Annotated in this window: 12 protein-coding genes; 8 read left to right on the plus strand and 4 right to left on the minus strand. The window is 69.1% G+C overall.

Going from position 1 to position 13,495, the window contains the following annotated elements:
• Nucleotides 1-268 precede the first annotated feature (268 nt).
• Nucleotides 269-397 carry a hypothetical protein gene (locus FDA94_RS41020; RefSeq protein WP_281286547.1) on the plus strand — a complete coding sequence of 43 codons (129 nt, stop codon included), beginning with the start codon at nt 269-271 and terminating at the stop codon, nt 395-397.
• Between the two features lie 145 nt (nt 398-542).
• On the plus strand, nt 543-1,097 hold the full coding sequence (locus FDA94_RS08365) for a pentapeptide repeat-containing protein (RefSeq protein ID WP_212735226.1): 555 nt from the start codon (nt 543-545) through the stop codon (nt 1,095-1,097).
• 740 nt (nt 1,098-1,837) lie between these two features.
• On the opposite strand, the gene FDA94_RS08370 is transcribed toward FDA94_RS08365, so the two are convergent.
• A complete protein-coding gene (locus tag FDA94_RS08370) occupies nt 1,838-3,700 on the minus strand; it encodes a serine hydrolase (RefSeq protein ID WP_137246442.1) in 1,863 nt (620 codons plus the stop codon).
• 207 nt (nt 3,701-3,907) lie between these two features.
• A complete protein-coding gene (locus FDA94_RS08375; RefSeq protein WP_137246443.1) occupies nt 3,908-4,792 on the minus strand; it encodes a helix-turn-helix domain-containing protein in 885 nt (294 codons plus the stop codon).
• Nucleotides 4,793-4,946: 154 nt separating this feature from the next.
• Between FDA94_RS08375 and FDA94_RS08380 the strand changes: the two genes are divergently transcribed.
• From FDA94_RS08380 to FDA94_RS08400, 5 genes are all read left to right on the plus strand, one after another.
• Entirely contained in the window at nt 4,947-5,795 is an 849-nt protein-coding gene (locus tag FDA94_RS08380) for an SDR family NAD(P)-dependent oxidoreductase (RefSeq protein WP_137246444.1), read from the plus strand.
• Nucleotides 5,796-5,939: 144 nt separating this feature from the next.
• Nucleotides 5,940-6,386, plus strand: coding sequence for a (2Fe-2S)-binding protein (locus tag FDA94_RS08385; protein ID WP_137246445.1), 447 nt, complete (start codon nt 5,940-5,942; stop codon nt 6,384-6,386).
• Nucleotides 6,379-7,359 carry an FAD binding domain-containing protein gene (locus tag FDA94_RS08390; RefSeq protein ID WP_137246446.1) on the plus strand — a complete coding sequence of 327 codons (981 nt, stop codon included), beginning with the start codon at nt 6,379-6,381 and terminating at the stop codon, nt 7,357-7,359. Before FDA94_RS08385 ends, FDA94_RS08390 begins: the two co-directional genes overlap by 8 nt.
• Nucleotides 7,356-9,563, plus strand: coding sequence for a xanthine dehydrogenase family protein molybdopterin-binding subunit (locus FDA94_RS08395; RefSeq protein WP_137246447.1), 2,208 nt, complete (start codon nt 7,356-7,358; stop codon nt 9,561-9,563). The genes FDA94_RS08390 and FDA94_RS08395 overlap by 4 nt, the downstream gene beginning before the upstream one ends.
• A 57-nt stretch (nt 9,564-9,620) precedes the next feature.
• Nucleotides 9,621-10,394, plus strand: coding sequence for a hypothetical protein (locus tag FDA94_RS08400; RefSeq protein ID WP_137246448.1), 774 nt, complete (start codon nt 9,621-9,623; stop codon nt 10,392-10,394).
• On the opposite strand, the gene FDA94_RS08405 is transcribed toward FDA94_RS08400, so the two are convergent.
• Nucleotides 10,391-11,767, minus strand: a complete 1,377-nt coding sequence (locus tag FDA94_RS08405) for a serine/threonine-protein kinase (protein WP_170990835.1) — start codon at nt 11,765-11,767, stop codon at nt 10,391-10,393. The two genes, FDA94_RS08400 and FDA94_RS08405, sit on opposite strands and share 4 nt — an antisense overlap.
• Before the next feature lie 80 nt (nt 11,768-11,847).
• Here FDA94_RS08405 and FDA94_RS08410 point away from each other — a divergent pair, with 80 nt between their 5' ends.
• Nucleotides 11,848-12,450 (plus strand): TenA family protein, encoded by a 603-nt coding sequence (locus FDA94_RS08410; protein ID WP_137246450.1) that lies wholly within the window; start codon nt 11,848-11,850, stop codon nt 12,448-12,450.
• Between the two features lie 200 nt (nt 12,451-12,650).
• Here the strand turns inward: FDA94_RS08410 and FDA94_RS08415 are convergent, their stop codons facing one another.
• Nucleotides 12,651-13,490, minus strand: coding sequence for a PhzF family phenazine biosynthesis protein (locus FDA94_RS08415; RefSeq protein WP_137246451.1), 840 nt, complete (start codon nt 13,488-13,490; stop codon nt 12,651-12,653).
• Nucleotides 13,491-13,495: the final 5 nt, after the last annotated feature.

The raw sequence follows: 13,495 nt of genomic DNA on the forward strand, positions 1-13,495 counted from the left end.
CGCGCTGTTGGCCCGGCTCTCCCGGCAACGCAAAGGGCCCCGGCGCTGGTGACGGCGTCGGGGCCCTGCTGGTCTTCTGGGATCCAGCGGGCCGGGTTCACAACCGTCCAGCGCGAGCCAGATCTGCTCCTGGACGACCCTCACCGGACACGAGATGTAGGGGAAACTCAAGCGCCTTGCAACCGGTTCCTCCTCCAATGGACCGCAGACGGGATCCCACCGATCCACCAAGCACTTTCCTGGTGCTTGAACTTCCTGAGGAGGAACCATGCACGTCAGCTACCTGGCCCACCTGGCCGACGAGCAGCGAATGCGGCGCGCCCGTTTCGCCCGCCGCCTGAACGACCACGTCCCCGCCAACCGCCGGACCACCACCGAGAAGGGGACTGAAGCCTGAATCCCCCGCGTGATTTCTTGTGATCATTCTTCCGTTCCAATTCTTCGGCGAGGATCGTTTCGGCTGGTGAAGGCCGGGTTTCAGGTGTGGAAGGACCGCCGTGCGCGGGTCACGGCCTGTCCGCGGGCCCTTCGGGTCGGGAGCGGTGGCGCTGGGAGCGTGGGTGACCGTGTGTGGTCGTTACAAGCCGGCGGTGATCAGGGGGGTGATTTTCGCCGGGGACGCCGGGTTCAGCGAGGCGACCTTCACTGAGTACGCCTGGTTCGGCTTCGTGACCTTCAACAAGGACGCCGGGTTCAACGAGGCGACCTTCACCGAGACCACCTTGTTCAGCGGAGCGACCTTCACCGGGGACGCCCAATTCGACGGGGCGACCTTCACCGGAGACGCCGCATTCAACTGGGTGACCTTCTGGGACGCCCGGTTCGGCGGGGCGACTTTCACCGGAGACGCCCGGTTCGGCAAGGCGACCTTCAACAAGCACGCCGAGTTCGGCAAGGCGACCTTCAACGGGGACACCTGGTTCGACGCGGCGATCTTCCGCCAGCCACCACACTGGCCGGAGGGTTGGCGACTGGAGCTCCTGGCATATAGGGCGCGTCTGGTGAAGGTCGGTGAGGGCGAGGCTGTCGAGGGATCCACAGCCCCGGAGGGCAATTGCCCACAAGGGGATGAAACACCTATTGATCTTCCATCATAAGCCTGGTTATGTAGGAAGATCATCCGTGGACTACCGGCGGCAACCCGCCGGACAGGTGTATCGCAACTGCGGGACGTCTCTTAGGTGTCCGCGAGTGGATTGTCACAGCGCTTACCTACCTGGCCGGGAGCCAGAGCAGGGAGCCAACGCACCACGGCCCCCTCAGCCTGACCCCGACCTCCTCCAAGCTTTCGCCCAGGTAAGGGCTACTCCGATCGACTCCCGTCGACTTCCTCAGACAGCCTGGTCTTCCTTCGGGACGAAGAGGTCGTGGGTTCAAATCCCGCCACCCCGACGGTGTATTACCAGGCAAAAGGTCTGATCCACTTCGTGGGTCGGGCCTTTTTCTGTTGCTGAGGCCAATTCACTTCATGCCGAAGACGCCCTTGTTGATCAACGATCGGAGCCGGTGCCGGCGTGCCCGACGAGATCGGCGATGGTCTCGATGGTGAGGCTGATCACCACGTAGGCGCCGATCCCTGACGACCTTGCGGCCTTGGAGGACGTTCTCCGCTTGGTCTCCTTGGTCGATCGGCCTTCCTTGCCCGTGGGCGTGGTGACCGGTTCGGCGACATATCGAACTGTTGTCGCGGGCCTGAGGCGACCAGGGACTCGGGCCCAATGGGAAGGTGATTCGCTGGATGTTCTGCCCGGGACGGATCGTGGCGAGCGTGGCCGACGCGATCCATCGGACGGTCAGCCGAACCGCGGCCCGGCGTGGGGCCCCGGGCCGACCGGGCTCAGAGAGGCGGACCTGCCGGCCAGTGATCGACCTGGTCGTGGATGGCTTCCACCAGTTTGGACAGCCCCGCGTTGGTGTCCAGCGGATCGGAGGCGTCCTTGAGATACCGCGTGTTGATCAAGGCTGCCACGCCGAATCCTCCGATGCGCCGCAGGAGCGAGGTACTTCCCGGAAGGTCTCCGCCGTGACCCCACCTGGACCCGTGAACCGACCACCCGCAGGCATAGCCGTCAGAGCCCGCCAGCCCCGAGGGCTTGGTCATGTAGGCGATCCAGTCGGGGTCGAGGATGTCCGGCGGGGTGGCCGACCCGTCCACCCGCGCGAGGAAACGCAGCAGGTCGCTCGCCCTGGCCAGCCAGCCGCCGTGCGCGTCCATCCGGGTCACGGCCATGCCATACGGGTCGCCCCCGTTCTGGTCGTAGTAGACGACCTCGCCGGGACGGCGGTCGGCCAGGGTGTCGCCCGCCAGTTCCATGTCGAAGATCCCGCACGGGGCCAGGATCTCCCGCCGTACGTAAGCCTCGTACGACTCGCCGGTCACCTCTTCGATGACCCGCCCGAGTACGCAGTAGCCGAAGTTGGAATAGGCGTAGCGGGTGCCCGGATCATGGTTCAGCGGCCGGTTGGCCAGCACCGACGTGATGAGCTGCTGATGGTCGAGGGAGGGGTCGCCGAACATCGGATCGTCGGGGCGGTACGGCCAGCCGCCGGAGGAGTGCCGCAGCAGGTGCAGGACGATGATGTCCTCGACTCTGGGATCGGTCGGCGTGCCGAACCTCGCCAGATGCCCGCTGTTCCCGAAGACCAGGTCGATGGTGCTGAGCCTGCCCGTCTCCGCGAGCTTCATGACGGCGGCGGACGTGATCGGCTTGGCCACGCTCGCGATCCGGAACCGGCTTGCGGCCGTCACCTTCTCGCCGCTCGCCCGGTCCGCCACGCCGTACCCCTCGGCGTGCACCAACCGTCCGTCGACGCTGATCGCCAGCGACAACCCCGGCACGTCGTAGTACTTCATGAACGTCTCGACCAGGCCCTCGATGACCGGGCCCGCCTCACGCTTTTCCCAGATCGGGCAGAACCGCTGCACGGCGGCCGATCCGAAACCGGCGGAGAATCCTCCCACCGACACCGGCCGATACTTCTCCCGTTCGTGGTGCTCGACCTCGGACTTGAAGGCGCCGACATCGAGGTTGTGCCGCGCGACGAACGGCCGCCCCACGCCCCTTCGCCACAGCGAGGTGAAGTGGTCGAGACGGTTGTAGGTGGAATTCGGAACGCTGAATCCGATGGCGCGAACCGGGCGGTAACGTTCTCGGTCCATTCCGTCGAAAGAGTTCTGGTAGTTGATGGCGGACACCTGTGGCTGAATCCAGTCCCACCTGGTGTCGTATCCGGGCCACCCCTCGAAGACGACAGAACAGAAAACGCCGCTTCCCAATCGGTATCCGCTGATGTCAACGGGAACGTAACCGTTCCTTCTGTGCTCCATCACGAGCGTGTAGAGATCGGCGAGCCCGACCACGTGATACGAAGTCCACAGCGGATGCCCCGCGCGCTCCTGCTTCTCCCAGACGGTGGCGAAGTAGACCTTCGTGCCGACGTTGTAGCCGTTGACGATGACAGGCCGGAATCCGGCGGCCCTGCGCTCGGTATAGACCGTCAGATAGTCGTCGAACGGAAGCGCGTGGTCCGTCCACTGCTGAGGCCCCGACCCGCGTTCCCAGATCGCCGCGTAATGCGCCTGTCCGGCGATCTCGTAGCCGCAGAGGTCCACGAGCCGCAGGCCCAAAACGACAGAGTAATTATCGTATGCCTGCCGGAACTTGTCGTAAGTAAGATCCCACCGAATATAGGCGGCCATTCAGCACCCCCGAGCGCCATCATGTGGTTCTGTACCCGCGGATCACCACCGGCCACCACGGCTGACTGCTCCGGCGCGCAGACGGGGGGCCCGTTTCTGCGAATCGCGCACCCGTGACACGAGGAACGAGCAGGGCATGACGGTGGCGAAGCCGGTGATGACCTTCTCTGTTGCTGAGGTCTCAGGGAGCCACGGTCACACGCATCGTCACGGTCTGCCCTCTCGTCCCAACGCATCCTCCTGAACACGGCCACCGGACAGGACCCAGCTGGTCAGGAGCCGCATGGCCTGGTGTGAGGCGGTTCCGGCCTCGGTGGTGTAGACGAAGAGGGTCTGGTCGGGGTCACCGGGCATCGTGAGCGTCTCGTAGTCGACCGTGAGCTCCCCCACGACCGGGTGGCGCAGGTGTTTGGAGCCGAACGTCCGCTGGTAGACCCCGTGCTCCTCCCACCACCGCCGGAACTCGGGGCTGCGCTCGGAGAGTTCGGCCACCAGTTCCTCGGCGACCCGATCCCCAGGGTCGTGCCCGACGTCGAGACGGAGGCTTTCCACGGCCGCGCGCGCCTGCACCTCCCAGTCGACGAACAGGTCGCGCGCCTGGTCGGTCAGGAACATCCACCGGGCGTAGTTGCGCTCGCGGGGGCGGAGCGCGTCGAAGTCGCTGATCAGGGCTCTGGCCATGCGGTTGGTGGCCAGCACGTCGGTCCTGCGGCCGAGGATGAGGGCGGGGGTGCCCTCCAGAGCGTCGAGGAACTGGTGCAGCCCGGGGCGCACCCTCTGCACGCTCGGGACGCGGCGGCGGGTCCCGGTGGCCGGTCCGATCAGGTGGCCGAGATGCTCGCGCCCGGCCGCGTCGAGGCCGAGCGCGCGGGCGATCGCGTCGAGGACCCCGGCCGACGGGGTGATGCGCCGCCCCTGCTCCAGCCGCGTGTAGTAGTCGGTGGACACCCCCGCCAGCAGCGCGACCTCCTCGCGGCGCAGGCCCGGGACCCGGCGGATGCGGTCGTCGGCCGGCAGGCCCGCGCGGGACGGGTCGACTCTGCTCCGGGCCCGACGGAGGAAATCCGCGAGCTCCCTGTTCTCGGCCGCCATGGCCTCATCTTGCCAAAAACCGCTTGGGCGAGCCTGGATCGGCCTTGCCTAGGACGCCGCGTCCTAGGACGCAGTGGGCCGGATATGAGGCCGGCCCGAGCCCTCTCGCGGCGAAGACTTGAATCACGCCCCACCACATGAAGGAGAGATTCACATGACCAACCTCCCCGCGACCTGGTTCGTCACCGGCACTTCCCGCGGTCTCGGCCTGGAGCTCGTACGGCAGTTGCTCGAAGCCGGTCACAATGTCACCGCGACCACCCGCTCCACCGAACGCCTCACCCAGGCCCTGGCCGACGTGGACACCTCCCGGCTGCTGGCCCTGGAGGTCGACCTCGCGGACGAGGCCGCCGTCGCCGAAGCGGTCCGCCGCACCACCGACCGCTTCGCCGGTTTGGACGTCGTGGTCAACAACGCCGGATACGGCTTCCTCGCCTCGGTCGAGGACACGCCCGACGCCGACGCCAGGCGGATGTTCGACGTCCAGGTCTTCGGCGTCTGGAACGTCCTGCGGGCCGTGCTGCCGATCTTCAGGACGCAGAAGCGCGGCCACGTTGTCAACATCTCCTCCGTGCTGGGCCTGGTCGCCGTTCCCGGCTGGGGCCTGTACTGCGCGGGCAAGTACGCGCTGGAGGGCCTGACCGAGGCGCTCGCGGGCGAGGTCGCGGAGTTCGGTGTCAAGGTCACCCTCGTGGAGCCCGGCTACTTCCGCACCAGCTTCCTGACCACCGACTCGCTGGCCCTGCCGACCTCGACGACGGAGGGCTATGAGTCCATCCGCGAGATGACCGACAACCACCTGAACCTCCAGGGCAGCCAGCTCGGCGACCCCGTGAAGGGCGCCGCCGCGATCATCTCGCTGGTGGCGACGGGGGAAGGCCCCCTCCGCCGGCTCCTGGGCTCCGACGCCTACTCCTACGCCTCAGCCAAAGTCGAGGCTCTCCAGTCGGACATCGAAGCGGGACGCGAGCTGGCCCACAGCACCGACTTCCCGCAGTCCTGACGCAAGGCTTGATCCGCTTCGTGGCAAACGGGGCGCCTTGCCAGGAGCAGGTCAGATCTCCCCCATGAGGGTGTTGATCCTCGTCCGTACACACTTGTGACCGTCCCCACCCCAATGGTTAGCGTCGCTACAAAGGGGGACCTCATGACCACGCTGACCGTCAACGGTACGGAATATCCGCTGGACCTGGCCGACCCCAGGGTCACTCTTCTCGACGCCCTCCGCGACAGGCTCGATCTCACCGGCACCAAGAAGGGCTGTGACCAGGGCGCTTGTGGCGCCTGCACGGTGCTCTGCGACGGCAGGCGCATCCTGGCGTGTCTCACGCTGGCGGCCCAGTGCGACGGGCGGGAGATCACCACCATCGAAGGGCTGGAGTCCCATCCGCTGCAGGACGCGTTCGTCCGGCACGACGCGTTCCAGTGCGGCTACTGCACGTCCGGGCAGATCATGTCGGCCGTCGCGCTGCTGGGGGAGAACCGGGCCGGTACGGATGCCGACATCCGGGAGTACATGAGCGGCAACCTGTGCCGCTGCGGGGCCTACTCCAACATCGTCGCGGCGGTGCGGGAGGTGGCCCGTCATGCATGAGTTCCGCTACGAGCGGCCGGCCACGGTCGCCGAGGCGATCCGGGCGGTGGCCCACGACCCGGAGGCCGACTTCCTCGCCGGGGGGACGACCGAGGTCGACCTGATGAAGGACGGCGTGTTCCATCCTGACCTGCTGGTCGACATCACCCGGCTGCCGCTCCGGGGGGTGCGCAGGGACGGGACGATGCTCCAGGTGGGGGCGTTGACCACCATGGAGGAGCTGGCGTCCGACCGTACGCTCATGGAACGGGCGCCCTTCGTCGTGGAGGCGCTGCTCCGCGGCGCTTCGGTGCAGTTGCGCAACATGGCGACCATCGGCGGCAACCTGCTCCAGCGGACCCGGTGCCGCTACTTCCGCGATCCGGCCGTGCCCGCGTGCAACAAGCGGGAGCCCGGGTCGGGGTGCGAAGCGGTCAACAGCGTGGCCCGGATGCACGCCATTCTCGGCGCGAGCCCGGCCTGCATCGCGTTGCACGCCTCCGACCTGGCGGTGGCGCTGGTGGCGCTCGACGCGGTGGTGCACATCCAGAGCGAGGAGGGCGAGCGGCTCGTCCCGCTGACGCAGTTCTACCTGATGCCCGGTGAGACGCCGGACCGGGAGAACGTGCTGCGGCACGGCGAGCTCATCACCGCGGTCGACATCCCGTTGCCGCCGGAGGGGACCAGGTCGATCTACCTGAAGATCCGCGACCGGGCGTCCTACGAGTTCGCGCTCGCGTCCGCCGCCATCGCGGTGATCATGGACGGGCCGGTGATCAAGGAGGCCCGGGTCGCGATGGGCGGGGTCGGGACCATCCCGTGGCGCGGCTTCGAGGCCGAAGAGGTGCTGCGCGAGGCCCCCGCCACCCCCGACACCTTCCGGAGCGCGGCCGACGGCACGATCCGCGACCCGTTCATCGTGCCGGGCACCGCGTTCAAGGTCGAGCTGGCCAAACGCACCCTGATCCGCGCCCTCACGGAGGTGACCTCGTGACGACCATTCAGCAGCCGCGCATCCTGGGGGCGGGCGTCGACCGCGTCGACGGCCCGCTCAAGGTGACCGGCCAGGCCAGATACCCCAACGACGTCAACCTGCCCGGCATGGCCTACGCCGCCGTGGTGCGCTCGACCATCCCGTCGGGACGGATCACGCGCATGGACACGACGGCGGCCGAGAAGTCGCCCGGCGTGCTCGAAGTGATCACCCACGAGAACGCCGACCATCTGGGCGAGGCGCCCGCGACGTTCATCAAGAACCCGCAGCCGCCGCTCCAGGACGACGCGATCCGCTTCTACGGCCAGTACATCGCCGTCGTCGTCGCCGACACGCAGCAGAACGCCACCGCCGCCGCCGGCCTGATCGAGGTCGAGTACGAGCGCCACGAGGCCATCCTCGACCCGCACGACCCGAGGGCCGAGCGCATCAAGGACCCGTGGGGGGAGGACACCGCCTGGGGCGACGTCAGGACGGCGCTCAACCGGGCCCCGGTGATGATCGACCAGACGTACACGACCTCGGAGAACACCAACAACCCGCTGGGCCTGTTCACCACCCTCGCGTCGTGGGACGGCGACACGCTGACCCTGCACGACTCCAACCAGTGGCCGAACATGATCCAGCAGGTGGTGGCCGCGATGTTCGGCCTCCCGAGAGACGCCGTGCGGGTGCTGACGCCGTTCGTCGGCGGCGGGTTCGGCGCCGGGCTGCGCTGCTGGTCGCACATCCCGCTCGCGGTGATGGCCGCCCGGCACGTCGGCCGCCCGGTCAAGCTGGAGCTGACCCGGCCGGAGATGTTCACCGGTCTAGGCCATCGCACCAGCAGCATCAACTGGATCAGGCTCGGCGCGACCCGCGACGGCCGGCTGACCGCGATCGAGCACGAGAGCCTCACCACGCTCCCGCTCGACGGCGACGAGTACGAACCCTGCTCCTCGGTCTCCACCTGGTCGTACGCCAGCCCGAACGTGACCGCCCGCGACCAGCAGGTCCGGCTCAACATTCCGTGGACGAACTTCATGCGCGCCCCCGGCGACGCCCAGGGCAACTTCGCGCTGGAGTCGGCCATCGACGAACTGGCGTGGGAGGTCGGGCTCGACCCGCTGGAGATACGCCTGCTGAACTACGCCGAGGTCGACCCGAAGACCGGGCGTCCGTGGTCGAGCAACGCGCTGCGCCGGTGCCTCGAAGTGGGCGCGCAGCGGTTCGGCTGGTCGAACCGGAACCCGGAGATCGGGTCGATGCGCGACGGGCACGAGCTCGTCGGCTACGGCGTGGCCGGGGTCAGCTTCTTCTGGTACCAGCAGCCGTGTTCGGCCAAGGTCATCGTCAGGGGCGACGGGTCGGCGTACGTCCGCAGCGCGGTCACCGACATCGGGACCGGGACGTACACGATCATGGCCCAGCTCGCGGCCGGGCTCCTCGGGCTGGAGGTCGACCAGGTCGAGATGCAGCTCGGCGACTCCTCGATGCCGGTGGGCACCGCCGCCGGCGGCTCGGGCCTGACCGCGGCGCTCGGCAGCGCCGTGCACGACGCGTGCGGGCGGCTCATCCAGAAGTTCGTCGACCTGGCCGGGACCGACCCGTTCTCGCCGCTGGCCAACGTGCCGTTCGAGGACGTCGCGGTGTCGGAGGGCCGCCTCTTCCGCAAGGGCGACCCGACGCGCGGCGAGTCGCTGGCCCGCATCCTGGCCGTCCACGGCCTGACCGAGCTGTCGGCCGACGGCAACTCGACGCCGAACTCACCCGACCAGCTCGGGATGACCCCGGCCGGGGCGCGCGGCGCCCGGTTCGTGGAGGTACGCGTCGACGAGGACCTCGGGCGGGTCAGGGTCGCCCGGATCGTCACGGTCAACGACGGCGGCCGGATCCTGAACGAGAAGCTGGCCCGCAGCCAGATCCTCGGCGGGACCGTCGGCGGCGTCGGGATGGCGCTGTTCGAGGACACGGTGACCGACAAGGACACCGGCCGCATCGCCAACGCGACCTTCGGCGACTACCTGATCCCGGTGAACGCCGACATCCCCGACGTCCACGTCGAGTTCGTGGGGGAACCCGACGCGTTCAACCCGATCGGGGTGAAGGGCATCGGTGAGATCGGGCTGGTCGGCGTGGCGCCCGCCATCGCGAACGGCATCTTCCACGCGACCGGGAAGCGGATCAGGTCACTGCCGATCACCATGGACGAGGTGATGGACTGATCGGGGCGAGGGCGGCCGGAAAGCCGACTGCAAGCCGGATTGAGCACCATTGGTGGCATGAAGGCCGCTCTCCCCATCGCCCTCGTCTTCCTCGCCATGACCGGCTGCGCCGCCGTCTCCGGCGAACAGCCCGCCACCACCACCGTCGTCAGCACCGCGACGCCGGACGCCGCAGAACCCGCCTCCTCCCCTGAGGAGTCCGCCGCACCCGCCTCGGACGTCGTCGCCGACGGCGCCGAGATTTCCGCCGAGCTCACCCGGGCCGGACAGCGGGACACCTACCCGCTCGACCTGGGCGAGGCCCGCGAGTTCTACGTGACCGACATGTCGGGTGACGGCATCGAGTTCCAGATCGTCTCCGAGGTCGACGGCGAACCGATCAGCCCGTCCGGGTTCGCGATGACGTGGGGCTCCACCGTCGTGAAGCTGACCAAGACCGGAACACACCGTCTCGAGGTGTACGGCCAGACGAACGTCGTCGGCCCCTACAGCTTCCGCGTGGCGACGGTGAAGGTGCGTGACATCCCCACCACGATCGGCCTGAGCGTCAACGGCCAGCTCGACGTGCCGGGCCGGATCGACCGCTACGAGTTCGACTCCGGCGGCGCGACGGCCATCAAGCTCATCGGCGGCAACGGCGCCTGCCAGGCCATCGAACTGGAACTCGTCGACGCGGCGGAGAAGAGCGTCGCGACGGCGCGCCAGCCGATCCCGCTGTGCGGCTACGAGGCGCCCATCCCGCTCGCCAACGGCGACGGGAAGTACGCGCTGGTGGTCAGGTCGGGGACGGCCAAGACCGGCGGGTACACCTTCCAGCTCGCGCAGGCCTAGCCCTTCGTCAGAGTGCCCTGGTAGAGGACGGAGCTGCCACCCTCCTGGCCCTCGAACGTCAGCTCGGCCGGCTCGGTCAGCGTGAGGGTGAAGTCGCCGCCCACGCACTGACCGAGCTGGACGACGGACATCTCCAGGATCTGGCCGTTCTGGCGGGTCGTGCGAAGCTTGACGTCCTGCTCACAGTCCCCCCGCCGCCAGGTGCCGCCCTGCGTTCCGCCTTCGAGGACGAGGGTGACGGAGGTTGGCCCGGACGGGCCGTCGACCGTGGAGACCGCGTCGCGGACGATGTCGCCGGTCCAGGTCCCGGCGAAGGCCGCGGGGACGCCGTCGCCCTGGACCGGAGCGGTGGCCGGCTCTGTCTGGACGCCGGTTTCCGGGGCGCGCGTCTCGGAGGCGCCGGTTTCGGACGTGCCGGTTTCGGACGTGCCGGTCTCGGGGGTGCCGGTCTCGGGGGTGCCGTTGAGGGCGGTCCACAGGATGCCGATCGTGACCGCGACGGCGAAGCCGATGCCCGCGGCGGCGGCCAGGCTCGGCCCGCCGCGCCGTCGTTGCTCCGTCAGCACCGCCGTCTGCGGCCCCACGCCGATCAGCATCACCCACAGCTCGTGGGCCGTGGGCCGCGCCTCCGGGTCTTTGGCCAGGCAGCGGGCCAGGGTCTCCCGTAAGGGCGACGGCACGCCGTCGAGGCGCGGGGCGGTGTTCAGGATCCGGCTGAACACGGCCGCGACGGTGTCGTTGCCGAAGGGCGGCTCGCCGGTCGCGGCGTAGACCATGGTCGCCGCCCACGAGAACACGTCGGCGGCGGCCGATCCGTGGACGCCGCCCAATTGCTCGGGGGCCATGTAGGGCGGCGTACCGGAGATGGAGGTCGGCAGGGTGCCGGCGTCGGCGAGCTGGGCGATGCCGAAGTCGACCACGCGCGGGCCGTCGGGCCCGAGCAGCACGTTGGCCGGCTTGAAGTCGCGGTGCACCACCCCGGCGCCGTGGATGGCCGCCAGGGCGGCGGCGGTGTTCACGGCCAGCCGTTCGAGCTCGCCCTCGCGCAGCGGCCCCCGGTCGCGCACGCGGTCGTGCAGCGACGGGCCGTCGATGAACTCGCTCACCACGAAGGGCGCGGCCACGTCGATCTCGGCGTGCAGGACCTTGGCGGTGCAGAAGGGCGCCACCCGCCGCGCCGACTCCAGCTCGCGCCCCAGCCGCCGCCGGATGGCCGGGTCGGCTCCGCCGCGCAGCAGTTTCACGGCCACGCGCTCGCCTGAGGAGGAGCGGGCTTCGTACACGATGCCCTGGCCGCCCTCGCCGAGACGCCCGACGAGCTCGAAGGTGCCCACGAAGGGCGGGTCTCCCGGCTCCAACGGGCCAGCGGGCATGGGTCCTCCCCCGGGCGCACACGACGTCCACACCATAGCGCCCGGCGGAATCGTCGGACGTGGCGGGTAAAAATGGGGGCGTGTCGCTTTCCACCGAACTACACAGCCTCGGCCGTCCCCTCGTGGAGCGGCAGCTCGCCCATCCGACCGTCCGGGGGATCGCCGACGGCAGTCTGCCCGAGGCCGCCTTCCGGGCCTGGCTGGAACAGGACTACCTGTTCCTGCTCGACTACGTGCGGGTCTTCTCCCGGCTCGCCTGGCAGGCCCCCGACGCCCACCTCGGCGACCTGGTCGACCTGGCCTACTCGACCTTCCACGACGAACTCGCCCTCCACCGGTCGATGTCGGCCCGCTACGGCGCCGACCTGAACACGGCCACCAAGGGCAAGGCGTGCGCCGCCTACACCGAGTTCCTGCTCGACAGCGCCGCCCACTACGGCGAGGGCCTGGCGGCGCTCTATCCGTGCATGTGGGGCTATTCGACACTGGGCCAGGCGCTGGCCGAGACGGCCGCCCCGCGCTACCGGGCCTGGGTCGAGACCTACGCCGACCCGGGCTTCCAGGCGCTCACCGAACGCATCGCCAAGATGATCGACGAGGCCGACGTCCATCCGGGCCGGGCACGCGAGCTGTTCCTGCGCGGGATGGAACACGAAATCGCATTTTGGGACGTCACTGGTTAGCCCGCGAGCGGATCGACGTTCCACACCTCGGGGAGATCACCACAGAAGACGACGCCACCCGGCCTGATCAGGGCCGCCAACTCCGAAGCCCACCGGTAGCTCCGCCGGTGCACGCCGTCCCTCTCGCGCGGCGGCGACCGCCAAGGCCCCGCCGACCAGGGCCATGACAGTGCCGAACCCCCAATATGACCGACGTCGTGTCAGATCTCCGTGAAGCGGACGGCTCGGCCGCTCACCCTGATGCGCTGGTCGTCGGGGAGCGGGGCGGCGGTCAGCAAACTGGGGCGGCCCATGTCGGCGCCCTGGTGGATGGTGACGACGTCGTCTTCCTTGATCAAGGCCAGGTCGCGCAGATAGCCCGTGAAGGCCGCGGCGGCGGCGCCCGTGGCCGGGTCTTCGACCACGCCGCCGGGCGGGAACGGGTTGCGGGCGTGGAAGATCACGGGTGACTCGGCCCAGAAGAGGTGCACGGTGATCCAGTCGCGGGCGGCCATCAGGGCGCCGAGGGCCTCGAAGTCGTAGTCGAGGGCGGCCAGCAGTTCTCGTGAGGCCAGGCCCACCACCAGGTGGTTCATGCCGGCGTTGGCGACGTGGACCGGGAAGGCCGGGTCGAGGTCGTCGGGGGTGTAGCCCAGGGCTTGCAGGGCCGCCTCGACGTCGGCGGGGTCGGCCGGGCGGGTGGCGGCGGGCGGTGAGGTGAGGGTGGCGGTGACGGGGCCGTTCGGTTCGGCGACCACGTCGACGTCGACCGGGCCGGCCTTGGTCGTGAGGTGGATGGTGCCCGAGCCGGTACGTTCGCCGAGCGCCACCGAGGTCGCGATGGTGGCGTGGCCGCAGAAGGCGACCTCGGCCAGCGGGCTGAAGTAGCGGATCGTGTAGCGGTCGCCGCCCTCGGGGAACAGGAACGCGGTCTCCGAGTAGCCGACCTCTGCGGCGATGGCGAGCATCTCGGCGTCGCTGTGACCCGCCGCGTCGAGGACGACCCCGGCCGGGTTGCCTCCCGACGGGTCGGCGGTGAAGGCCGCGTACCTGAGGATCATGACGC

It is taken from the genome of Herbidospora galbida (assembly GCF_005233835.1).
GTDB lineage: Bacteria > Actinomycetota > Actinomycetes > Streptosporangiales > Streptosporangiaceae > Herbidospora > Herbidospora galbida.